The 24,165-nt window shown below is 42.4% G+C and carries 24 protein-coding genes and 1 pseudogene; 6 read left to right on the forward strand and 19 right to left on the reverse strand.

Going from position 1 to position 24,165, the window contains the following annotated elements; all coding sequences use genetic code 11:
- Window positions 1-11: 11 nt before the first annotated feature.
- Together prpB and NDQ71_RS04250 are read right to left on the reverse strand one after the other, a co-directional pair.
- On the reverse strand, window positions 12-884 hold the full coding sequence (gene prpB, locus NDQ71_RS04245) for a methylisocitrate lyase (RefSeq protein ID WP_064667053.1): 873 nt from the start codon (window positions 882-884) through the stop codon (window positions 12-14).
- A gap of 67 nt (window positions 885-951) precedes the next feature.
- On the reverse strand, window positions 952-1,656 hold the full coding sequence (locus tag NDQ71_RS04250; protein ID WP_192542103.1) for a GntR family transcriptional regulator: 705 nt from the start codon (window positions 1,654-1,656) through the stop codon (window positions 952-954).
- A 266-nt stretch (window positions 1,657-1,922) separates the two neighbouring features.
- On the opposite strand from NDQ71_RS04250, the gene rsmF reads away from it, so the two are divergent.
- The 3 genes from rsmF to NDQ71_RS04265 all read left to right on the forward strand — a co-directional run bounded on the left by rsmF (window position 1,923) and on the right by NDQ71_RS04265 (window position 4,515).
- Window positions 1,923-3,359, forward strand: a complete 1,437-nt coding sequence (gene rsmF, locus NDQ71_RS04255; RefSeq protein ID WP_192542102.1) for a 16S rRNA (cytosine(1407)-C(5))-methyltransferase RsmF — start codon at window positions 1,923-1,925, stop codon at window positions 3,357-3,359.
- Between the two features lie 351 nt (window positions 3,360-3,710).
- Window positions 3,711-4,100 carry a polysaccharide deacetylase family protein gene (locus NDQ71_RS04260; RefSeq protein ID WP_225736659.1) on the forward strand — a complete coding sequence of 130 codons (390 nt, stop codon included), beginning with the start codon at window positions 3,711-3,713 and terminating at the stop codon, window positions 4,098-4,100.
- The gene (locus NDQ71_RS04265) at window positions 4,084-4,515 is read left to right on the forward strand and encodes a hypothetical protein (RefSeq protein ID WP_225736658.1); all 432 of its coding nucleotides are present in this window, start codon (window positions 4,084-4,086) and stop codon (window positions 4,513-4,515) included. The genes NDQ71_RS04260 and NDQ71_RS04265 overlap by 17 nt, the downstream gene beginning before the upstream one ends.
- Window position 4,516: 1 nt before the next feature.
- Here the strand turns inward: NDQ71_RS04265 and NDQ71_RS04270 are convergent, their stop codons facing one another.
- From NDQ71_RS04270 to yceD, 14 genes are all read right to left on the reverse strand, one after another.
- Entirely contained in the window at window positions 4,517-6,370 is a 1,854-nt protein-coding gene (locus NDQ71_RS04270; protein ID WP_301562310.1) for a metallophosphatase, read from the reverse strand.
- A gap of 7 nt (window positions 6,371-6,377) precedes the next feature.
- Complete coding sequence (locus tag NDQ71_RS04275; RefSeq protein ID WP_301562311.1) at window positions 6,378-7,157, reverse strand: TatD family hydrolase; 780 nt, start codon at window positions 7,155-7,157, stop codon at window positions 6,378-6,380.
- A gap of 11 nt (window positions 7,158-7,168) precedes the next feature.
- Window positions 7,169-7,495, reverse strand: a complete 327-nt coding sequence (locus NDQ71_RS04280) for a PilZ domain-containing protein (protein WP_016707434.1) — start codon at window positions 7,493-7,495, stop codon at window positions 7,169-7,171.
- An 8-nt stretch (window positions 7,496-7,503) separates the two neighbouring features.
- Window positions 7,504-8,400 (reverse strand): DNA polymerase III subunit delta', encoded by an 897-nt coding sequence (gene holB, locus NDQ71_RS04285; RefSeq protein WP_301562312.1) that lies wholly within the window; start codon window positions 8,398-8,400, stop codon window positions 7,504-7,506.
- Between the two features lies 1 nt (window position 8,401).
- Complete coding sequence (gene tmk / locus NDQ71_RS04290; protein WP_301562313.1) at window positions 8,402-9,031, reverse strand: dTMP kinase; 630 nt, start codon at window positions 9,029-9,031, stop codon at window positions 8,402-8,404.
- Window positions 9,032-9,057: 26 nt separating this feature from the next.
- Window positions 9,058-10,059: an endolytic transglycosylase MltG gene (mltG, locus tag NDQ71_RS04295; protein ID WP_301562314.1), complete on the reverse strand. Its 1,002-nt coding sequence runs from the start codon at window positions 10,057-10,059 to the stop codon at window positions 9,058-9,060.
- Window positions 10,053-10,856 (reverse strand): aminodeoxychorismate lyase, encoded by an 804-nt coding sequence (pabC, locus tag NDQ71_RS04300; RefSeq protein ID WP_301562649.1) that lies wholly within the window; start codon window positions 10,854-10,856, stop codon window positions 10,053-10,055. Before pabC ends, mltG begins: the two co-directional genes overlap by 7 nt.
- 75 nt (window positions 10,857-10,931) lie before the next feature.
- Window positions 10,932-12,170 carry a beta-ketoacyl-ACP synthase II gene (fabF, locus tag NDQ71_RS04305; protein WP_064667064.1) on the reverse strand — a complete coding sequence of 413 codons (1,239 nt, stop codon included), beginning with the start codon at window positions 12,168-12,170 and terminating at the stop codon, window positions 10,932-10,934.
- Window positions 12,171-12,282: 112 nt separating this feature from the next.
- On the reverse strand, window positions 12,283-12,519 hold the full coding sequence (gene acpP, locus NDQ71_RS04310) for an acyl carrier protein (protein WP_016707440.1): 237 nt from the start codon (window positions 12,517-12,519) through the stop codon (window positions 12,283-12,285).
- A gap of 239 nt (window positions 12,520-12,758) precedes the next feature.
- Complete coding sequence (gene fabG / locus NDQ71_RS04315) at window positions 12,759-13,505, reverse strand: 3-oxoacyl-ACP reductase FabG (protein WP_192542095.1); 747 nt, start codon at window positions 13,503-13,505, stop codon at window positions 12,759-12,761.
- Between the two features lie 12 nt (window positions 13,506-13,517).
- Window positions 13,518-14,444 (reverse strand): ACP S-malonyltransferase, encoded by a 927-nt coding sequence (fabD, locus tag NDQ71_RS04320; protein ID WP_301562315.1) that lies wholly within the window; start codon window positions 14,442-14,444, stop codon window positions 13,518-13,520.
- Window positions 14,445-14,503: 59 nt separating this feature from the next.
- Window positions 14,504-15,547 carry a phosphate acyltransferase PlsX gene (gene plsX, locus NDQ71_RS04325; protein ID WP_301562316.1) on the reverse strand — a complete coding sequence of 348 codons (1,044 nt, stop codon included), beginning with the start codon at window positions 15,545-15,547 and terminating at the stop codon, window positions 14,504-14,506.
- A gap of 12 nt (window positions 15,548-15,559) precedes the next feature.
- Window positions 15,560-15,730: a 50S ribosomal protein L32 gene (gene rpmF, locus NDQ71_RS04330; protein ID WP_002962381.1), complete on the reverse strand. Its 171-nt coding sequence runs from the start codon at window positions 15,728-15,730 to the stop codon at window positions 15,560-15,562.
- 9 nt (window positions 15,731-15,739) lie between these two features.
- Entirely contained in the window at window positions 15,740-16,264 is a 525-nt protein-coding gene (yceD, locus tag NDQ71_RS04335; protein ID WP_301562317.1) for a 23S rRNA accumulation protein YceD, read from the reverse strand.
- 142 nt (window positions 16,265-16,406) lie between these two features.
- Between yceD and NDQ71_RS04340 the strand changes: the two genes are divergently transcribed.
- Window positions 16,407-17,009, forward strand: coding sequence for a nucleoside triphosphate pyrophosphatase (locus tag NDQ71_RS04340; protein WP_192542091.1), 603 nt, complete (start codon window positions 16,407-16,409; stop codon window positions 17,007-17,009).
- Here NDQ71_RS04340 and NDQ71_RS04345 read toward each other — a convergent pair.
- Window positions 16,984-17,605: pseudogene (locus tag NDQ71_RS04345) on the reverse strand (HAD-IA family hydrolase). The gene NDQ71_RS04340 and the pseudogene NDQ71_RS04345 overlap by 26 nt on opposite strands.
- 41 nt (window positions 17,606-17,646) lie before the next feature.
- Window positions 17,647-18,606, reverse strand: a complete 960-nt coding sequence (gene rluC / locus NDQ71_RS04350; RefSeq protein WP_192542090.1) for a 23S rRNA pseudouridine(955/2504/2580) synthase RluC — start codon at window positions 18,604-18,606, stop codon at window positions 17,647-17,649.
- Between the two features lie 624 nt (window positions 18,607-19,230).
- Between rluC and rne the strand changes: the two genes are divergently transcribed.
- Window positions 19,231-22,491: a ribonuclease E gene (gene rne, locus NDQ71_RS04355; RefSeq protein ID WP_301562318.1), complete on the forward strand. Its 3,261-nt coding sequence runs from the start codon at window positions 19,231-19,233 to the stop codon at window positions 22,489-22,491.
- Between the two features lie 381 nt (window positions 22,492-22,872).
- Here the strand turns inward: rne and yejK are convergent, their stop codons facing one another.
- Window positions 22,873-23,886: a nucleoid-associated protein YejK gene (gene yejK, locus NDQ71_RS04360; RefSeq protein WP_064667073.1), complete on the reverse strand. Its 1,014-nt coding sequence runs from the start codon at window positions 23,884-23,886 to the stop codon at window positions 22,873-22,875.
- Window positions 23,887-23,948: 62 nt separating this feature from the next.
- On the opposite strand from yejK, the gene NDQ71_RS04365 reads away from it, so the two are divergent.
- Window positions 23,949-24,161: a DUF1414 domain-containing protein gene (locus NDQ71_RS04365; RefSeq protein ID WP_016707302.1), complete on the forward strand. Its 213-nt coding sequence runs from the start codon at window positions 23,949-23,951 to the stop codon at window positions 24,159-24,161.
- The last annotated feature ends 4 nt before the right edge of the window (window positions 24,162-24,165 follow it).

Below are 24,165 nucleotides of genomic sequence, written 5' to 3' on the forward strand. Positions count from 1 at the left end.
TATTATTGCGATTATTTATTTGCTGAAAAAAGGCTATCAAGGGTGTTTTCATAGCTGTGATAGTCTAAAAAGTCATACAGTTCAGCACGTGTTTGCATGTTTTCAATTTGGCTTTGTTGTGAGCCTTCATTTAAAATGGCTGAATACACATTTAATGCCGCTTTATTCATCGCTCTAAACGCACTTAACGGGTAAAGCACCAGTTGCACACCCACATCACTTAACTGCTCTTTGGTATAAATTGGCGTTTGCCCAAACTCTGTAATGTTGGCCAAAACAGGTACGCTAAGCGCTTTGGTAAATGCTTGATAATCAGCAAGGTCGTGTACGGCTTCTGCAAATATCGCATCGGCACCGGCTTCAACGCAGGCAGCAGCACGGTCAATCGCGGCATTTAAACCTTCTTTTTGAAACGCATCAGTACGCGCCATAATGTAAAAATCGCTATCCGTTTTTGCATCAACCGCCGCTTTAATACGATCAACCATTTCCGCTTGCGAGACTATTTCTTTATTAGGACGATGGCCACAACGCTTTTGTGCTACTTGATCTTCAATATGAAACCCTGCAGCCCCCGCTTTAGTCATTTCTTTTACTGTACGGGCAATATTAAACGCCCCGCCCCAACCGGTATCGGCATCCACTAACAGTGGCAAGTCACTGGCACCAGTAATACGGCGAATATCTTCCAGCACATTATCAAGACTAGTCATACCGAGATCCGGCATACCGAATGAGGCATTCGCCACTCCCGCACCTGATAAGTAAATAGCTTGATGGCCCATTTTTTCAGCCATCATCGCAGTGTATGCGTTGATTGTGCCCACCACTTGCAGTGGATGATTATTGGCAATCGCCTGTTTGAACTTTGATCCTGCTGACATTGCTGTCTCCTTTGAACGGGGTTGCTCTATAACAACTTGTATTTTTTAATGGTTTAATATGACGTTTTTACTGCTCTGCGCGCTCATTTTGCGCGGCATGTAAGTTAAATTTTGTTTGTATGTTGGCTTGCGATGCACTGATATGGCGCTTCATTAATAACTCAGCCAGCTCACCATCGTGATTTTCAATCGCATTGATAATCGCTAAATGCTCATCAAACGCTTTTGATACGCGCGGCCCAACCATGCCCATTTGCACCCGATACATACGAATTAACTGATAAAGCCCGTTACTCAATAAATGAATAAGGTGGTCATTTTTACTGCCTTTAATAATCCGGTAATGAAAATCTAAATCGCCCGCTTCTTGGTAGTAAGACTCACCTTCTTTGACTCGCTGAGTTTGTAAATGCTGATTAAGTAATTGTTTTAAACTTTGCACTTCATCGGGTGCCATATTGTCGGCAGCTAAACGACAGGCTAAGCCTTCAAGGGCGCTGCGTACTTGGTATACTTCGATTAACCGCTCAGCGGTCAAGGCAACAACCCGACATCCTACATTGGCTTTTCGCTCAACCAAGTAACAACTTTCAAGGCGGTTTAATGCTTCGCGTAATGTGGCACGGCTTACGCCATAACGCTTTGCCAGCTCCGGCTCAGAAATTTTGCTACCTTGCTCAATGCTACCCTCAACTATCTCACGGCGCATATCTACAAACACTTGATCTGAGGCTGTGGTAATGAGTGTTTCGCTAAAAGCATCTTGGGTCATTAATCACTTCTTTAAGATTGTCGACAATTCGTATTGACACTATGGTAGTTCGTGCTAACAGAGTCAAGCCTAATTCAGCAGAAAAATCACAAAAACACAATTATTGTCGACATAACTTAAATTTATAATGGTTAACTTGGCCGTTAAATACCGTAAACCAAGAAAACTGTCGACATAGCAAGCACTATTAAAATCTCTACTCAGGCGCTGCTCTTGTGCGTTAAAAGTGCTAAAATGCGCTTTTATTTTTATCTGTGAGCTTAGTCTTGGACGCCAACACGTATATTCCCCAGCATTTTATCGATGACGTAAACACCTATATACCTGAGCACTTGGATCTTGCTGATTTTATTAGTGCCTGTCGCAGGCCACTGCGTAAATCAATTCGTGTCAATACCTTAAAAATGTCGGTTGCTGAATTTAAACGTATTGCTGAACAAAAAGGCTGGCAGTTAACACCTGTGCCTTGGTGCGAAGAAGGTTTTTGGTTAGAGCGCCCAGCAGAGGAAGAACAAGCGCTGGCACTGGGTAATACCGATTTACATTTAAGTGGGGCTATGTATGTGCAAGAAGCAAGCTCCATGTTGCCACCTATGGCACTAAAAGAGTCATTAGCCCAGGCACAGCATGTACTTGATATGGCCTCGGCGCCAGGTTCTAAAACCTCACAGCTCGCTGCACTAATGGATAACCAAGGCGTACTGGTTGCCAATGAATTATCGTCATCACGGTTAAAAGTACTCAGTGCCACCTTAAAACGCATGGGGGTGGGTAATTGTGCCTTATCGCATTTTGATGGAGTGATTTTTGGCGACTACATGTTTGAATGCTTTGACAGTATTTTACTCGACGCCCCCTGCTCAGGCGAAGGTACCGTGCGCAAAGACGCAGATGCGTTAAAAAACTGGTCAATCGAATCAAATATTGATATCGCAAAAGTACAAAAGGATCTGATCAAAAGTGCCTTTTATGCATTAAAACCAGGTGGCACGTTAGTCTATTCAACCTGCACATTGACACCGCTTGAAAACCAACAAGTGTGTGAGTACCTTTTAAATGAGTTTCCTGAGCAATTGGCCGTGCAACCCTTAGATAACTTATTTGCAGGTGCTGAGCGTGCCACAACAGCTGAGGGTTATTTACATGTTTGGCCGCAAACATTCGACAGTGAAGGGTTTTTTATTGCTAAATTTAAAAAGCTTGCCAGCTGCGACAACCCCAATCAAAAAATTAAAAAAGGTGCATTTCCGTTTCAGCCGTTTGACAAAAAGCCCAGCCAGGCTTTTTACGCTGAATTAAAAAAGCAATTTGGCATCACGGCGCTGAGCGGTTCGTTAATGCAACGGGATAAAGAGCTGTGGTTGTTTCCAGAAGAGTTTGCTGCCATTGAAAATAAAATAAAGTACGCGCGTTTAGGGATCCAGCTTGGCATGCTCCATAAAAATGGCGTACGGCTAAATCACGAATTTGCCACTGTGTTTGGCGATCGTTGTAAACTTAATACCTTCGCACTGACTGATCAGCAAGCTAATGATTATTTTCAAGGCAAAGATATTCGCTTAGATAAACCCACCAACGCCTTAGGTGAAGTAGTTTTAACCTTATGTGGCTGCCCTATCGGGCTGGGTAAATGGCAAAAAAATAAAATTAAAAATTCCCTACCGCGGGATCTGGTACAAAATAATCAGTTAATAACTTGGTGAGAATAAGCTGTGCATAAGCTGCCTACAAATGATGGATAAAATTCATACTGCTCGGGAAATTTTGACGCAAATAGCTGTTTTATAAACAGTATAAAATTTCATCAATTATTGGGCATTTTTACATCTGTTAACTACACTTAATAATACTTTCTACTTCTCCCTTAATGAATTTAGAAGGTGTTTTTAAAGTTAGCGCAGGCTCACTAGAGCCATCCCCTAAGCCCAGAACAATGCGGATTCGTTCTGGGCGTTTTTTTGCCATTATCTAATAGTCGTAATTTATGATAATCAATTGCTTTTACACTCATTTATTGTTTCTATAATGCGTAAAAACAATAACGATGACCTGCTATGCTTAAACAACTTTCAATCATTACAATGGCTGCACTATTTGTCAGTAACGCAAGCTTTGCTAAAGATTCCAGCCTATACCTTGGTTTCCAGTATCCAGGTAAAGCACATAATGCGATCAGCATTACGTTTGATGATGCCCGCCACAGTCAGGTTGATGTGGGCACTGCAATTTTGGACAAACACCAAGTTAAAGCCACTTTTTATGTTTCCCCTTTTAACGTTAAAGAACGTCTAACTAAATGGCAAGACGCTGTAAAATCGGGCCATGAAATTGCAAACCATACCAGCAGTCATGTCTGTACTGGTAACTTTGAATGGTTACGTAAGCAAAACCTATCACTGGAAGAAACCACCCTAGCTTGGCTTGAAAATGATATTCTCACATAAAAGAGCAACTCTGCGTCACACGCGCGCTTTTGCCTACCCTTGCGGTAACACCTTTGTTGGCCGCGGGATTAATACTAAAAGTTATGTGCCAATTATTGCCAAGCATTTTGATAGTGGCCGCACTTGGTTAGATGAATCTGCAAATAACCCAAATTTTACCGATTTTGCACAGTTAACCGGGCTAAGAATTGACGGCTTGAGCTTTGCTGAGATCATCACTATGTTAGAACAACTTCGCGAAAATAATGCTTGGTTAATTTTAGCAGGCCATGAGATTGGTAAAGGAGATCAATACACCACAGATGCTAAAGTGCTCGAGCAGTTGCTTGTGTATCTACAAGACCCTGACAATGGATACTGGATTGATACCGTCAGTAATGTGGGTGATTACGTTAAAGCTAACCGTAAAAAATAACTTAATTATCGTTTAAATCAAACTCTGTGGTGCGGCTATCAGCATGAATAAGTTGATAGCGTGCCAACTTACCAGCTTTTAGATCAATCAAACTGATTGCTGCATCACTCACTAAATACTTTTGTCCATCGCCCTTCGTTTGATGTTTATCAACCTCCATGTGCCAACGCTTAGTAAAAAAGTTTAGCGGACTTTTCGGGGCATATAAAATCGAGTCGAGCTTATCAAGAATATTAATTAATTTACGAGGAAACTCGTTTTTGATGCCACTGGCAGTGAGCTGCCAAATGCGGTTTGAGTGTTTGCCAAAGCGTTTTTGTACTGAAAAACAAAATGAGTAATGGACATCGCCGGATAAAATCAGTGTTTCTTTTGGGGTATCATCGCGACGAAAAGTATCGAGTAATTTTTTTGCCGAACCTTCGTGAGCCATCCAGTTTTCTACATCGACCAGCAAAGGCTGGCCACACATATTAAATAACGCTTGGATAGCTTCTATTGATTTCACCCCGAATACTGGCGCAGGCGACACTATGATCACTTGCTCATGGGTTAGCAGACTATTTTCAAGCTCAGTGAGGCGTTCCCAATCCAGTAAGCCAGATGGCTCATTAAAATTTTGTTCATTACGCCAACGGTGCGTACGTGTATCCAGTACCACCACTTTAGGCACTGTATTGAGCTCATAGTGCCAATGATTAAAGTCCAATACGGTTTTATCAAATGTATTAAAGTGCCATTGCTGTTGACTGCTTAAACAGGCTTTAAAGTCATCAACTAATGCTGCTGTTTTAACCCCGGCGTCATTACCAAAACCTTGCATCAACCAATAGCTGATCAAACCATTATTAACAATACGCCGACTCACCGGATGTTGGTAAATTACTTGTTCCCAGCCTGCGGTTAAATTCCAATCATCGGTAACATCATGATCGTCAAACATCATCAATGTTGATACATTAGCAAATAATCGCTGTACCTCGTATAACCCTTCACTAAATTCAGTTAATGCCTGTTTTTCACTCTCAAACAGTTGTTGGCATTTAGCTGTTTTAGCCTGATAACTAATTGACTCTAAATCAATCAACGACCAAGCAATGGGGCTGAAATTAAGCAAGTACAGCGCGATAAATTCTTCAAATGAGACTAAGTGATTGACTGCTTTTAAACTAGAAAAATGCGGTTCATCTTTTTTTAACCAATACCCGACACCAATTTTGCTGCGCTGTTGCCATGGAACTTTAGGCAAAAATAGATGACGTTGATAAAGTTGCTCTGAGAGCTGCTCTGGCAGTGCAATATCCAGAGGCTGCTCTTTGTAAATGCCCAGTAATTCAATCAGCCGATATATGGCAATTAACATCGCGCCTGCAACATCATCGGCATACACTTGATCGCCCGACAACAGTAAAATATCAGCACCGGCTTTACCTTGCGTGCGCTGCGCTGCTTGCCAACGCTGTGCTGCAACTAGGCTATCTTGCGCTGGGTGATGCGGATTACGACACGAGCCGTGAAATATCTGCTCAAGTGTTTGCGGGATCACAAACTCTGGGGTTGCCTTGCCATCATAACAAAAATGGCTGAGATCAACTTGCTGCTTATCGTTATATAAGCGATAGCTAAGCAATTCATCCGTCGGTAGATTTTCATTAATCGATTTTAATACAATGAAATGCAAAAACAGTTTACTACCAAGCGCGATGCAGTGCTGTTCACTATAGGTATCAAAGTTATCCAGCTCAATGCGGTATTGTGAAGGGGTGCTAGTAGCAAATTGAAAACACACCCCTTTTGTATCAGCACGGCGCACCATCGGCCCCATTAATAGTTCTGGGAGTGATGCTGTACTCATACGCTAATTAGCCTTTAGCTGCTAAATTAAATAACGAATAAAAATTCGCAGTCGTCGCCTCGGCCAGCTCTTTATAACTAATCCCTTTTAGTTCGGCGATATAATAGGCAACATCTTGCACATAGGCTGGCTGATTGGTTTTACCACGATAAGGTACCGGCGCTAAATACGGTGAATCCGTTTCAATTAACAGCCTATCAAGGGGGATTTTCTTAACCACGTCTTTTAGTTCAACAGCATTTTTAAAAGTAACGATACCTGAAATAGAAATATAAAAACCTAAGTCAATGGCCTTTTTTGCCATCGCCCAATCTTCTGTAAAACAATGAAGCACACCACCGCAGTTTTCAGCGTTATGCTCACGCATTAAATTGATGGTATCTTCGCGGGCATCGCGAGTATGAATGATCAACGGCTTTTGTAACTCGTTAGCCACCTCAATATGGCCGACAAAACTGGCTTGCTGCACTGCATGGGTGTCTTTTGCATAATAATAATCAAGCCCCGTTTCACCGATAGCCACTACTTTTTCATGGCTGGCTAAATCAATTAAGCGTTGTTTATCAAGTGCGTCTTTTTGATCCAGCGGATGAACGCCACATGATGCAGAGACATCACTGTAGCCGTTAATTTTTTCCAGCATACTTGGGAATTGATCAAGAGTTACGCTCACACATAAAAAGTGCTCTACTTGCTTTGCTCTGGCATTATCAAGTACTTGGTCTAAGTTTAAATCGAGTTTATCAAAATCGAGACGGTCTAAATGGCAATGAGAATCTACAATCACGGTACTGCTTACTACATGGTATAAGTTGGATTACCAGAGTTTAACATAGTCCCTAGTAGTTTTTCGATCTTCGCATTCAGGTTTGTTTTATCATCAATAAAACTGATCCCGATACCTGGTGGGTTTGAGCTCTGTGCACCTTGCGGAGTGATCCAAGCAACTTTGCCTGTAATCACATCATCTTCAAGCGCATCAGGCAAAGTAACTTTGAGTGCGAGCGAATGCCCCATTTCATAACGCATATTAGTACGCACAAATAAGCCACCTGTTTTTAAATACGGCATATAACAGCGGTATAACTCATCTAAATCATCTATATCGACTAATAATTCTTGCACAATCAATCCTACTTAATGCTGTTACGTAAACGGTACCCTAAACGCGAAACTGCCAATGGCAGATTCAGTCCGAGTATCTCAGTGGTATTTTGCACAAACTCGGCTAATGCGTTTTGTGCATTTTGGTACGAGTCAAAATCCATCCCAGTGAGCAGTTGTTGTTTTAATTGCTCGCTTAAAAATAAGTTAAATACGCGAACACGTTCATTATCTTTACTAATAATATCGACTAACGCACTGAAATTATGGCCTTGTTTTAACTCAGTTGCAAATTTATAAAGTTGATCAATTACCTCAAGCTGCTCTTCCTGTTGCCAACGAGCAACTAGTAACGGCTGATGGCTAAACAAGTTTAACCATGGATAAGCAGGTACGTTTAATTGAGCAATCCACTGCATCGCAACATGACTATCTTGGACTTTCACTTCACTAAGCGCACAGCGACTTAAAATAGTGGCAGGTAATTGTGCAGTCGCATTGGTAGTTAATAATAAAAACCGTTGTGGGCTTGGCTCTTCTAAAGTCTTTAATAGTGCATTCGCAGCCGCTGTGGTCATTTTATGACAATCATTGATCACCACGACTTTATTCGCATTTTGCGCCGCAGATTGATGCATGAAGTCACTGACATTACGGATATCGTCAACCCCAATACTTTGTCCATCGGCTTGTACAGTATATTTATCAGGATGAGTAGCTGCTTGATTTAACTGGCAGCTTTTACAGTGTCCGCACGCCACTAAATTTTGCGCTGAAGCACACAGCAATGCATTGGCCAGTTGTTCAACTAAGGCGCGTTTACCCACACCTTGTTGGCCATTAAATAATTGCCCATGATGAAAGCGCCCAGCATTAAAGCTAGTATTTAGTTGCTGATGAACATCGTCAAGCCAAGGATAAATCATATTAAGGGTTACTTTTTACGAATTGCTCAAGCACTGCGATGATGTCTTGGTGGACTTGCTCCATACTCTGCCCTGCATTAACTGTTTTAATACGCTCATCATTATTGGCAATTTCTAAATAGCGCGCTCTGGTTCGCTCAAAGAAGCTTAATGCTTGCTTTTCGATTCTATCAAGTTCACCACGGCCTTTAGCACGGGCAAGGCCTTCTGCGGGGTCAATATCTAAATAAATTGTCAGATCAGGTTTTAAACCTTTTAATACAATATCGCCAAGAGCAGCTAACGTGCTTGCAGCAATTTCTCTACCGCCACCTTGATAAGCTTGTGATGAAAGATCGTGGCGATCTCCTAATACCCACTGCCCTTGTGCAAGCGCAGGGCGAATTACATTATGCAATAGTTGCGAGCGAGCAGCATACATTAGTAATAGCTCTGTTTCGCTGGCAATGTCTTCATCGTGGCTGTTTTTAACGATAGTACGCAGCGCTTCAGCAATCGGGGTGCCGCCAGGCTCACGCACATTAACAAAGTCAATATTGTGTTGTGCTAAAAATTGTTGGCAAATAGCAATTGCCGTTGATTTTCCAGCACCTTCAAGGCCTTCAATCACAATAAATTTTGCTGCTGTCATGATCTCTCTTTATAGTTTTAAATTCTTTAATCTAATTTACTTAACTGCTTTTGATAACGTAAATAATCTTGTACTGCTTTATTATGTTCTTTTAAGGTTTTCGAAAACTGATGGCTGCCATCACCTTTTGCAACAAAATACACATAGTCAGATTCAGGGGGATTAACAGCCGCTAAAATTGCCGCTTTTGATGGCATGGCAATCGGTGTTGGCGGTAAACCATTTATTCTGTATGTGTTATACGGCGTATAAGTTGTTAAATCTTTACGTTTAATGTCACCATCGAAATCTTCGCCTAAACCATAAATAACGGTAGGATCAGTTTGTAAACGCATATTAGCGTTTAAGCGATTACTAAATACTGACGCAATCAATGGTCGTTCACTAGCAAGGCCGGTTTCTTTTTCAATAATTGACGCTAAGATCAACGCCTGATATTGGTTTTCATACGGTAATACGTCTGCTCTTTGCGACCACGCATCATCAAGTACGCTCTGCATTTTTTGATAGGCACGCTTTAATACACTACTGGCAGAATCATTGGCATGATAATGATAGGTGTCAGGAAACAACCAGCCCTCTAAATGCTGTTCAACACCGGTAATTTGCACGCCAAGCTCCGTTGCCTGTAGATTTTGCTGCAGATGTGGGGCTAATTTTATATTGCTCAGCACATCACGCAAGGTTTGACCTTCAATAATAGTGAAACTAAAGCTCACTTGTTGGCCTTGATTAATACGACGAATATTATCAAGTACAGTGCCCTCATCAAGCTGATATAAACCTGCTTTTAAATCGGTCAAGCTAGGATCAAGCTTGGCAAGGACTTGATAACGAAAACACCCTTCTAGCCACTTTTTAGCCAGCCACTGTTGGCATAGTTGATTAAACCCCGTGCCTTTTTTAACTTCAAAGAACGTACTCGCTGGGGCAGTGAGTGTACTGTTGATAGTGCTTTGTAATTGCTGATAACCAATGCCTGTGACCAGCAACGCTAACAACACAATAGAGATAATCACTCTTAACACGCAGACTCCTTGGCTAATAAACCATGCAATAGTTTTAAACTCGTTGTTAAATCAAACTCAGTATCAGCAATGGCGATGACAGGCACAATTGCCATTAAACTGTTACACAGATACACCGCATCCATTTGCAGTAATTCGGGCAAGGTAATATCAATAAATTCAATCTCCAACTTACCACACAGTGATTGCAGATAAACCCCTTTGATACCACAGTTTTGTAAATTTGGGCTGACAACACGGCCATTGTCAATGGCAAAAATATTCGCAGCAGAGGCTTCAATCACATTATTCTGGTAATCGCAGACCAACACATCATCACATGTTTGCGCCTCCATCGCGCGTTTGATCATCACTTGCTCTAAGCGGTTTAAGGTTTTTAAACCCGCAAGTAACGGCTGTGAAGCGAGCTTTATAGGACTGACCGCAAGTTTAACCCCCTGCAGTGCTTGCTGATTATAATGCGCCGGAAAAGCTAACTGCGATAACAAAATAGTGGTCTGCGGTTGTTCAGGCAATGCATACCCTCGTCCGCCTTCACCACGAGTGACAACTATTTTTAACACACCAAGAGAGACTGATTGGATATAATCGTTAACGGCTTGCGTTAATGCAGTGATATCAAGCGCATCAAAACCCAACCGTGCGGCACACTCTTCTAAGCGTGCACAATGTAACGGCCAGTGTTCAACCTCGCCATTGTGCACTTTTGCGGTCGTAAAAAAACCATCGCCATAATTTAGGCCGCGGTCTTTATTACTAACGGTGCTCGTTGCATCTGTAAATATAATTGTTTGCATCGGTTTTTGTTTTTTTTGCATATAAAAAAGCCCAGTCACAACTGGGCTATTATTTTGTCTCGTTGTTAAAAAAGATTATACCTTTTTAAATAGCAACGAGCCATTAGTACCACCAAAACCAAACGAGTTACATAATGCGTAATCAAGTTTCGCATCACGAGCGGTGTGTGGAACATAGTCCAGATCACAACCTTCGTCAGGATTATCAAGGTTAATTGTTGGCGTTACCTTTTGTTCTTGTAATGACAAAATCGTGATTATTGATTCAACAGAACCTGCTGCCCCCAATAAGTGACCCATCATTGATTTAGATGAACTCACCATCACATCTTTTGCGGCATTACCAAAGATTGCTTTAACCGCTGAGGTTTCAGCTTTATCACCGGCGTTGGTTGATGTACCGTGAGCGTTGATATAACCCACTTGTTCAGCATTTACACCCGCATCATTGAGCGCATTTTCCATCGCAAGTGCGGCACCGGCACCATCTTCAGGCGGTGACGTCATGTGATACGCATCACCACTCATACCAAAACCAACTAACTCAGCGTAGATTTTAGCACCGCGAGCTTTGGCATGTTCATACTCTTCAAGTACGATCACACCTGCGCCATCTGCTAGTACAAAACCATCACGGTCTTTGTCCCATGGACGAGACGCTGCTTGTGGGTCATCGTTACGGGTTGATAAAGCACGAGCGGCATTAAAACCACCCATACCAATCGGTGTCGATGCTTTTTCAGCGCCACCGGCAACCATAGCATCTGCATCGCCATAGGCAATCATACGCGCCGCATGGCCGATATTGTGCAAACCTGTAGTACAAGCTGTCACAATTGAAATATTTGGACCACGAAGACCGTGCATAATCGATAAATGACCTGAGATCATATTGATAATGGTCGACGGCACGTAAAAAGGAGAAAGCTTACGTGGGCCACTGTTTAATAGTTTTATGTGGTTCTCTTCAATCAAAGTTAAACCACCAATGCCTGAACCCACAGCAACACCAACGCGCGGTGCGTTTTGCTCTGTGATCTCAAGGCCAGAATCTTGTAATGCCTGCACACCCGCTGCTATGCCATATTGGATAAACAAATCCATTTTTTTAGCATCTTTAGGTGACATATAGTTAGATGCATCAAAATCATTCAGCAAGCCTGCGAATTTGGTGCCAAAACTTGAAGTATCGAAATGCGTGATAGTCTGAATACCACTTTTGCCATTTAACAAGCCTTGCCAGGTTGATTCAACATCGTTACCTAGCGGTGTCAACATTCCTAAGCCAGTTACGACGACTCGACGTTTAGCCACGGGTTGCCTCCAATAAGGGAATTATTATTTTAGGTGGGTGTGTACTAAATTAATTAGTATCATATTATGGATAGATTAAGGGCAGCGAATGCTGCCCTTAATTTGCGATTGATTACTCAGCGTGAGCTGTTACGTAATCGATTGCAGCTTGTACTGTAGTGATCTTTTCAGCTTCTTCATCTGGGATCTCAGTGTCAAACTCTTCTTCAAGAGCCATTACTAATTCAACAGTATCAAGTGAATCGGCGCCTAAGTCATCAACGAAAGAAGCTTCATGCTTTACTTCTTCTTCTTTAACACCTAGTTGCTCAATGATGATTTTCTTTACGCGTTCTTGGATGTCGCTCATTCTTCTTTCCTTTATTAAAAACGCCAATGCGTTATTTTCAGATTGCGGCGTAGTTTACGGCGCATAATTCTGTGATTCAAGGATTTGCTGATAAATATTTATCTGGTCAAACCTCTTGAGGGTTATTTGTGTCTTTTATCGCTTATTTTCAATGCGAATTCAAGTATGTTTAAAGCAAGATCACAAAAAATTCAACATTTTTCGACAAACTTATTAAAAACAAAAAAGGAACAAAGTTCCTATACCATATACATAGCACCGTTTACATGCAGGGTTTCACCCGACACATACGCGGCTGCATCAGATGCTAAATAGCATACGGCTGCGGCAATTTCATCCGGTTGACCTAAACGCCCAACGGGCACATTAGCAAGCGTAGCTGCTTTTTGCTCATCTGTAAGCTCATCGGTCATATCTGTTTGGATAAAACCAGGCGCTACTACGTTCACAGTAATGCCACGAGAGGCAACTTCACGTGCCAGTGACTTAGAAAAACCAATTACGCCCGCTTTAGCTGCTGCATAGTTAGCTTGCCCTGCATTGCCCATTGTACCAACAACTGAACCGATATTAATAATACGGCCATTTTTCTTTTTCATCATCGGGCGTAACACAGCCTTCGATAAACGGAAAATAGAGCTTAAATTCGTATCAATAATATCATCCCATTCAGCGTCTTTCATGCGCATAAGTAAATTATCACGGGTAATACCGGCATTATTTACTAATACATCAATATCACCTAAATCCGCTTTTATCGCTGCAAGTGTCGCCTCAATCGATGCAGGATCAGTTACGTTAAGCGCATAACCTTTACCATTCTCAGCTAAATACTCACTGATATTTGCAGCGCCTGACTCGCTTGTTGCCGTACCGGCTACTTTAGCACCTTGCGCCACCAGCATAGTTGCGATTGCTTTACCAATACCGCGACTTGCACCAGTAATAAGGACAACCTTGCCCTCTAATGAAAATAAATTTGCCATTGTTTCCTACTCTTATTTTGCTGCATCAATGCTGGCTTGATCATTTACCGAGCCACACACCATTGCTTTATCAATACGTTTAGCAAGGCCAGTTAGCACTTTACCTGGGCCAAACTCGTAGCTTTGCGTAATACCTTGTGCCACCAATGCTTGTACTGTTTCAGTCCAACGTACTGGGCTGTATAATTGACGAACCAAAGCATCTTTAATTGCATCCGCTGAATTTGCAGCAGTTACATCAACATTATTAATTACATCACACTTAGGTGTACTAAATGTTAAAGCGGCTAAATCAGCAGCTAATTTTTCTGCCGCTGGTTTCATTAACTCACAATGTGAAGGCACGCTTACCGATAAAGGCAATGCACGCTTTGCACCGGCTTCTTTACACGCTTCTGATGCTCTGTCTACTGCGGCTTTATGTCCTGCGATCACAACTTGACCTGGAGAATTATAATTTACTGGTGCAACAACTTCGCCCTGTGCTGAAGCGTCGCATGCAGCTTTGATCTCGTCATCACCTAAACCAATGATTGCAGCCATAGAGCCAATGCCTGCAGGCACAGCTTCTTGCATGTATAAACCACGGTTTTCTACCAGCTTTACTGCTTGAGATAAGCTTAGTACATCTGCACAAACCAGCGCTGAATATTCGCCTAGACTATGACCTGCCATCGTTACATCTGCATCTGGATTTGCAGCAAGCCATTGGCGGTAAATTGCAACTGATGCTGTTAATAATGCCGGTTGCGTTCGATGGGTTTGATTTAATTCTTGTTCTGGACCATTAAGTACTAATGCAGCCAAATCATAACCAAGTGCTTCTGATGCTTCTGCAAACGTTGCTTTAACAACGTCAGATTGCTCTAAAAGCTCACTTAACATACCCACTGACTGGGAACCCTGACCTGGAAAAACAAGTGCAATTTTTTGTGCCATACTTTGCTCTTTTAATTAAACAAATAAATAAATGTTTAAGTACACATCTGACAAAGTTATTAATCGTCAGTTGCGACTTTTTTAGTTGAATGTGTTTGCTCGAAGATAGCTGCTATTTTTTCAGGAAGTTGACGTTCTACTTCCCTGACAGCTTCATCGATAGCAGCATGAAATGCTTTAGCTGAGGCATTTCCATGGCTTTTTACGACAATACCGCGCAATCCTACCAGAGAAGCGCCGTTATACTGGTCGGGGTTCACCCGTTTATAGAGTTTTTTTATGACTGGCTGTAACATAAACGCCAAACATTTATAGAAAAAATGCTTCTGCAGGGCTTTGCTAAGCTTAAACATAATAAGTTTGGCAATGCCTTCGCAGGTTTTTAACGCCACATTACCGACAAACCCTTCGCAGACGATCACATCTGACTTACCAGTGAAAATATCGCTGCCTTCACTGTAACCAATATAATTGAGATGCTCACATTGCTGCATTAGTTGCGCAGCTTGTTTGATATCTTCATGGCCTTTAATGTCTTCTGAGCCAATATTTAATAAGCTTACTTTCGGATTATCGCAACCCAGCGCTTGTCCGGCCACCACGGAACCCATAATGCCAAATTGATATAAGGTTTGCGCATCACAATGCACGTTAGCACCTAAATCAAGTAAGTAAACCGGGTTTTTTCGCTCGGTTGGCACCGCCGATATTAATGCAGGGCGTTTTACGCCTGGCAGCATTTTCAATACGTAATGGGCCATGAACAACAATGCACCGGTATTTCCGGCACTCACGCACGCTTGTGCTTCGCCTGATTTAACTAAATCAAGGGCAACGCGCATGGAAGAATCTTTTTTTGATCGCACAGCAGTAGACGGCTCACAGCCATTTGTTACAACTTCACTGCAATGACGAATAATGAGACGAGGATGAGAAAGAGAATCGAGGGACTCGAGTTCTTTAGATATTACTTTTTCATTGCCACATAAGATGAGTCTTAAGTTGGCATTGGCATTTACCGCGTTAACGGCTGCGGGGAGAGATGAACGGGGGCCATAATCGCCCCCCATCATATCTAACGCAATGGTTAGATTGGTCAGCATAAAAGCAATCTCTTATTTAGAAATTACTTGAACGCCTTTGTAGTAACCATCTGCAGTCACGTGATGACGACGATGAGTCTCACCAGATGTTTGGTCTACAGTTAAAGTTGGACCACTGATCGCATCGTGTGAACGGCGCATGCCGCGTCTTGCACGAGACTTTTTGCTCTTTTGTACAGCCATAGTCTTCTCCTAAGAATCTTTCTTAAGTTGTTTCAAAATATCAAATGGATTTGGTTTATCCTCTTCCGCTTTTAATACACCAAAGCTGGCAGGCTTTGCTGAATAACTGCATGAAGCTTCGTTGTGGGTAGCTACTAATGGCACTGCTAAAATTAGTTCGTCTTCGATTAAATCGAACACGTTAATTTCACCATTTTCATCAACTGCTACTTCATCGTAGTCTTCTGGAAAATTATCTAACTCTGTATCCTCAGCTACTGGGGAATAAACAAAGTCTTGAACCAAATCCAACCCTAAATCACCATTACAACGTTGACAAGTGACAGTTACGTGTGTGGACAAATTGCCTCTAATCACAGCGAAACCTTGCTCATCGTTTTTGCAATGAATTGTTACCGCTATTTCACCTACTTCTTCCTGCACAACTTCCCGTAAACGGACAAGTTTTTCAAGCGGGACAATGCCGTCATACTTTAAACGGTGTTGCGCTGCTTTGCCTGGATGAAGAGTGATGGGAATTTTCACCTTTTGCATAGGGGCTGCATCATATAGATAGTTACTTGGTTAGTCAAAGTAAAAAACCATTTTTAGCTGGTTTTTCGCGATTCATTCCTTTGTTTTGCCGACGGATCTGATTTATCCTAACTCAATCTGATTTTCATTAGGAAAGCCATCCATGCAGCACCCACTTATTTTAGCCTCAAGTTCACCCTTTCGTCAGTCTTTATTGCAAAAATTTAATCTACCTTTTAGCACTTTTTCACCTGATGTTGACGAAACAGCAGATCCAGAAGAAACCCCACCAGCGCTTGTAGCACGTCTCAGTGAGCTTAAAGCCCGTGCCGCTGTGCAACATTTTAGCCAAGGTTTAGTGATCGGCTCTGATCAAGTCGCGGTGTTCAACCAGCAAATTTTAGGTAAACCGCACAATAAAGAAAATGCCATAAAGCAACTTAGTTTATTTAGTGGCAATACCGTGACATTTTTAACTGGCTTATGTGTGTATGACATTCAAAGCAATCAAACAAAAACCCTTGTTGAGCCGTTTAATGTCACCTTTAGAACACTCTCACAGGGGCAAATAAGTGCCTATTGCGATGCAGAGCAACCTTACAATTGCGCGGGTAGCTTTAAAAGTGAAGGCCTTGGTATTTGTTTATTTGAAAAGCTCAGCGGCGATGACCCTAACAGCTTAATCGGCTTACCACTTATCAAACTCAACCAGTTATTGGCTGAGTTTGGCTTAGATGTACTTAATCAACAAGCTCAGCTGCGTTAGTTAACAGCCCATGTAATTGTTGATACGAGTCAACCGTTGCAATAGGCGCAAACCCGCTAAGTTGTAGCGCGTTATGCACCCCCATTGTTACACCCAAGCGGTCAAGGTTGGCCGCTTTAGCCATTGCCATATCTATTTTAGTGTCACCAATCATTAGCGCATCTGCATGGCTAACATTAAGCTCTAAAAGTAATTGCAACAACATGTCAGGAGCGGGTTTTGATAACGCATCATCACTGGTGCGCGTTGCGACAAAATACTTTCTAAGCTTGGTTTCGTCTAACAAACGTTCTAACCCTGCCCTGCCTTTACCTGTTGCCACCGCTAATAGTGTGCCCTGCGCGTGCAACGCAGCTAAGGTCTGTTCAACATCTGCAAAAAGCGGTGTTGGCGTTACATCTAAGTGTTTATATTGGTGTTTATAGCCTGCAATTAACTCGCTATGAAGCGTTTTATGCTCAGTAAACAACGTTGCCACCGCACACTCTAATGACAACCCAATAATATTTTTTTATTGCCTCATCACTTGGCGGTGCTACGCCACACGCTAAGGCCGATTGGTGCATACAGTTAACAATTTTAGGCACTGAATCCATCACAGTGCCATCCCAATCAAATATTACTAATTTATACGATTTCACGATTTAGCAGCGCGTAATGTTTTAATACAATTAACTAAAGCTTTATCCAGTGGCGCTTCTACGCGCATGGTGGTTTCATTTTTTGGATGATAGAAACTCAAGTCATGAGCGTGTAAAAATAAGCGACTCAAACCAATGTTACGCATTGCAGCATCAAACGCTTGGTTGCCGTATTTATCATCACACGCAATTGCATGACCACGGCACTGAGTATGAACACGAATTTGGTGCGTACGACCAGTAACCGGTGATGCTTGTACCAATGAGCATTCATCAAAACGCTCAAGCACTTTAAAGCGGGTATGAGATGGCTTACCTTCGGTGTTATTAACACGCACAATGCGCTCACCTGATTGTAAGGTGTTTTTTAACAGCCCTTCGGTGACGTTTTTATCTTTTGAATCCCATTGTCCGTCAACCAATGCCCAGTAATTTTTTTCCATGGTTTTTTCACGTAATTGTTCGTGTAAGCTGGTTAACACTGACCGGCGTTTCGCAATCAACAAACAGCCAGAGGTGTCACGGTCTAAACGGTGCACTAACTCTAAACTACGCTCTTCAGGGCGCAGTACGCGTAATGCTTCAATTAAGCCATAGCTTAAGCCACTGCCGCCATGAACCGCCATACCTGACGGTTTATTAATGACCATTAGGTATTTATCTTCAAATAAAATAGCGTCTTCAAGCTTGGTGACTACATCAAGGTTTTTTGGCACAAACTCTTCACGCTCAGCCACTTTAATTGGCGGAATGCGCACTATGTCATCTAGTTGCAATTTATACACAGGTTTGATGCGTTTTTTATTAACACGCACCTCACCTTTGCGAAGAATTCGATATACAGCGCTTTTAGGCACCCCTTTTAAATGGGTAATAAGAAAGTTATCAATCCGTTGACCTAAATGGTCTTCGGTAATCGTGACGAAAGATACTTGTAAGCCGGTTTTTTCTGACATTGCCTAATCACTGATTTAAGTAAAATAATTTTAGTTGCTAACACAGTTATAATAGTGGGATAATCACCGACGCAAATATGTATTTGCAAATAACAACGGTGCTTTTTAACACATTAAAACATTCGTGATGCACATTCTGGGTAATTGATCATACAGATCCGAGATAAGTTTTCCAAAGCTTTTATACATACCCAGTTTACACGTGCGTTCAAGTAACTCCGATGCGTGTAATATATCGCCAGTTAAGTTTGAGCATGAAGTGTTATTTAATGTTGATGAAAAAAGCAATTTGAACAGATAATTTGTCTGATAGTGACGGCGTACGATACGCCGTTCAGCAGATGTACTGTAAAACACCTAAGTTAATTTAATAAATGGTCGACTCTGGACAGAACTCGAATACGTCACTGTAAAAAAACAGCCGATAGTTTTGGCACCATAATAGAATTTAATAACGTGACAACACGTTATTGTCAGCCAGCACCATAAAGATACTTAGTGTACGAATACAGTACCAAGCTCCCCACAGATCCAGTCGTGAGACTGTACAAAAAGAAGCGATGGAGCAACTGAACAGGCGAAAAGTTTCGTCATGTCAGCGACATAACACAGTAGAGTAACAATATGAAACGTATGCTAATCAATGCGACGCAGCAAGAAGAAATGCGCGTAGCACTGGTTGATGGCCAGCGCCTGTATGATTTAGATATCGAAAGCCCGGGTCACGAACAAAAAAAAGCCAATATTTATAAAGGCAAAATCACACGTATCGAACCGTCATTAGAAGCAGCCTTTGTTGATTATGGTGCTGATCGTCACGGATTCCTTCCTTTAAAAGAAATCGCCCGTACTTACTTCCCACAAGGTTATACTTTCCATGGTCGCCCGAATATTCGTGACGTGATCAAAGAAGGTCAAGAAGTGATTGTCCAAGTTGACAAAGAAGAACGTGGCCAAAAAGGCGCGGCGCTTACCACTTTTATCAGTGTTGCCGGTAGCTACCTTGTTTTAATGCCTAATAACCCACGTGCAGGCGGGATCTCTCGTCGTATCGAAGGTGATGAGCGTACAGAACTTAAAGAAGCATTAAGCCGTTTAGAACTGCCTAAAGGCATGGGTTTAATCGTACGTACTGCCGGTGTTGGTAAATCGTTTGAAGAACTAAACTACGATTTAAAAGCACTATTAGTACATTGGGATGCCATTCAACAAGCATCAGACAGCGGTAAAGCCCCCTTTTTGATTCACCAAGAAAGTAACGTAATTTTCCGCGCTATCCGCGATTATTTACGTCGTGATATCGGTGAAATTCTGATTGATAAAGCCCGTGTATTTGAAGAAGCAAAAGCGCACATTGAGCGTTTTCGTCCTGACTTCATGAGCCGTGTAAAACTTTACCAAGGTGAAGTACCGCTGTTCACGCATTATCAAATCGAAAGCCAAATTGAATCTGCATTCCAACGTGAAGTGCGCTTGCCTTCTGGTGGTTCAATTGTAATCGACCCAACTGAAGCGTTAACCTCTATCGATATCAACTCATCTAAAGCCACTAAAGGCGGCGATATCGAAGAAACAGCACTGAATACCAACTTAGAAGCTGCAGACGAAATTGCTCGCCAATTACGTTTACGCGACTTAGGTGGCTTAATCGTTATCGACTTTATTGATATGACGCCACCGCGCCATCAACGTGAAGTAGAAAACCGCTTAAAAGATGCGGTTCGCCCTGATCGTGCTCGTGTACAAATTGGCAAAATTTCACGTTTTGGTTTACTTGAAATGTCACGTCAGCGCCTACGTCCTTCACTTGGTGAAGCAAGCCAAGGCCCATGCCCACGTTGTAGCGGCCAAGGCACAATTCGTTCAAACGAATCGATTGCATTATCAATCCTACGTTTAATCGAAGAAGAAGCGATTAAAGACAATACCTCACAGGTTAATGCACAAGTGCCTGTTGCAGTGGCTTCATACCTGTTAAATGAGCAACGTCGTAGCGTACACCGTATTGAAAAACGTCACAGCTGTGATGTGGTGATCATTCCTAATAAACATATGGATACACCACACTATGAAGTGATGCGTTTGCGTAAAGATGAAACCATTGAAGCGGCAAGCTACGAGCAGATCACTGCGCCAGAGCCTGAAGTGTATGAAACATCAAAAACACCTACGGTTGCAGTACGTGAAGAGCCGGTGCTAAAAGGCGTTGTAATGCCTTCAACACCAGCGCCACAACAAGCTCAAGTAACACCAGCAGCGCCACAAAGTGCTGCAGCACAGCCGCAAGTAAGCTTGTTCACTGCTATTGGTAATTGGTTTAAGGCTTTATTTGCAACACCTGCTGAGCAGACTGAAAGCAAACAACAGCAACAAAAACCAGCGAGCGAATCTCGCAATAATCAACGTCGTAATAACGAGGGTGATACGCGTCGTCGTAATAACCAACGTCGTCGTAATAATAATTCGCGCGGCAAACCACAAAATGAGCGTACCGAGCGCGTAGCTGAAGAAACACCAGCAGCTACAACAGCAAATAACGAGCAACAGGAAAGAAACGAAAATCGCAATAAGCGTCGTCGTAATCCTAACTCTCGTAAACGCAACGACACGCGAAACGATGACAGCAAAGTTGTAGCAGAGAAAACAGAAGCAAAAGCTGACGTTAAAGACACTGCAGCAGCTAAAGATGTCGCTGTTGAAGCAACTGAGCAAAAGCCTAAAGTACGTCGTCAACGCCGTAACTTACGTAAAAAAGTTCGCTTGCAAGATGAAAACGCCCAACAAGCAGTTGCAACAAACAATGACGCTGAACAGCAAGCTACGCCAGTTGTTGATGAAAAACCAGCTAAGCCAGCTGTAACACAACGCGAAGAAGTGAAAGCAGCTGCTGAAACTGCGCCTGTAGATGCACCTGAGCAAAAAGTTGCACAATCAGCAACTCCTAGTGAGCAAGTGGCACCTAGCGAGCAAGACGCTGTACAAACTGATGAAGAGCAAGGCCAAACACGTACACGTTCACGCCGCTCACCACGTCATTTACGTGCAGCAGGCCAACGCCGTCGTCGCCCTGAAGGTGAAGAAGCTACGCCAACACAAGGTACGCAACCGCCAGCGTTTATTCCTGTGGCCGACCAAGCCGCTGCTGAATATGAAGCCGAGTTAAAAGCGAAGCAAGATGCGCAAACAGCTGAAGCTGTAGAAACACCAGCAGCTAAAGAGCCTACTCAAGAAGTAGTTGCAGAAGCACCTGTTGTTGAACCTTCTCCAGAAGTAGTTGCAGAAGCACCTGTTGTTGAACCTACTCCAGAAGTAGTTGCAGAAGCACCTGTTGTTGAACCTACTCCAGAAGTAGTTGCAGAAGCACCTGTTGAACCTACTCCAGAAGTAGTTGAAGAAGCACCTGTTGTTGAAGCTACTCCAGAAGTAGTTGAAGAAGCACCTGTTGTTGAAGCTACTCCAGAAGTAGTTGCAGAAGCACCTGTTGTTGAACCTACTCCAGAAGTAGTTGCAGAAACGCCTGTTGTTGCTGAACCTGCTCCAGAAGTCGTTGAACAAGCACCTGTTGTTGAAGATACTCCAGAAGTAGTTGAAGAAACGCCTGTTGTTGCTGAACCTACTCCAGAAGTAGTTGAAGCTGCACCAATGGCAGAGACTAAGCCTACTACAAAACCTGTCGCGCACACTAAAACAGTGATCACCTCAGGTAAAGCAAGTGCACCAATGGCACAACCTACTGCCGTTGCAGATAGTGAAGTTGCCCACATGCCTAAAGCGATGGCACACGACAAACGTGAAGCTATTCCTGATAGTGGCTTACGTGCCGGCTCTATCAAGCCAGCTGGTCGTGCAAATGCCGCAATGACTAAAACTATGAGTGTTGATTAACACCTTTGGTTTAGCTTAAAAGCACAGTAAAAAGCCGCGCTAATGAAAATTAACGCGGCTTTTTTAATAGCAATCACAGGCTTAGGGAATTCCATCTAGCTTATTTATCAACAATTTTTAAGGAGCTATTATTCAGGTTATATTAGTTTTCCGAAGTGAAAATTTCCAAAATTTAAAACCAATAATCTTTTTACACCACTCTTCAAAAAGGTAGCTGTGTCCTTAAGGTGATCATTTTAACTTTATGAATTTTAATCTAAAACAAACCTACAATCGCAAGTAAGCAAACAAAAAAAGCGCGGTGTGAACACCACACGCTTTCAACTAACTCAAATCTGCTTAAAACTTACCGCTTATGGCTTAAAGCTGACGGCTAAAGCTCTAGTCTTCACTTTCCATAAACCGTTGTAGTTGGTCTTTAAGATTAGGTGGTATGCCTTTAATGACTAAGGTATCAGTGGCTTCGTTGTACATTACCCGTTCGCCTAGATGTTTGCGTTCAAAGCTGATGCTCACGCCGCCGCCAAGGCCGGAGAATTTAACCATGCTAGTGACGGTTTTTTTATCAACTGGGAATGACTCTTCTAAATCATAGCTTTGCTCTTTGCAAAAGCTTTCGAACGGGTTGTCGTCGCCTTTGGTGAGCGTTGCGGATAATTCACTAACGTTGGCATCTTCGCCGGTGGTGACGCAGTCATTACAGTAATCAAACACTTGCTTACGTAGGTCGTCTTTTTCTGATTTATCGAATTGTTGCTCTGATAAATAATCTTCCACGGCATTAAGCATCACTTGGCTTTGCTGTTTTGGATCAATCCCTTCTTCACATCCTAAAAAGTCTAAGAAGAAGTCGGCGACTTTGCGCCCTGCTCGGCCTTTTATAAAGGAGATATAGCGATTGTCTTCTGCTTGCGTATCCCAACCGGTTAAATCGATGCGGGCCGCCAGTTGCATGCGCGAAATATCTAAATGACGCGACGACGCTAAATCAAGATCAGAAGTAATTGAGTAATGCTCTTTGATGTTGATCATAGCAATCAGCATGTAGTCAGTGGCTACATATTGGTAATGACAAAAAATTAAATAACCGGTTTCGTTAAACGCGTATTTATTTAACTCTTCTTTTAAAACCGTGGTAGCTTGCTCGGTCATGTGCCAAAAACCAAGTTCGTGATTACGGTAGCTTTGCATCGCTGAGGCAACCACAGAGTTTTTATCACCACTGAAAGCACAAAACCCTTTACCTGGTTTGCCGTTGTATGCGTGATGAAGTTGCTCGATGAATACGGCAACTTTTTCATTCACTGCCATTTCGTCATTGCGCAAATGAATTTGCGTATCGTCGTCTTTTTTGTCTACATAATGAACGACTAACTTTTTAACATCTATTGCCATCTTTGTTTTTCACGCCTCTGGTGTTAAAATGTGAGAATATAACTCTTTTATTGAACCAACTGATGCCAATCTTATCAAAATATTCTAATGATGAAGTAGAACAAATCGTCGATCAGCTCATTGATGTGTTAACTAAGCACAATGCGCCGGTTGATTTAAGTCTTATGTGTTTAGGAAATTCTATCACGCATATCTTAAAAGAGCATGTACCAACAGGGAAAAGACAAGCGGTTGCAGACAATTTTGCTAAAGCACTTGCGCAATCGGTTAAATAGACTT

This window comes from Pseudoalteromonas sp. KG3 (genome assembly GCF_030436385.1).
Taxonomy (GTDB): Bacteria; Pseudomonadota; Gammaproteobacteria; order Enterobacterales; family Alteromonadaceae; genus Pseudoalteromonas; species Pseudoalteromonas prydzensis.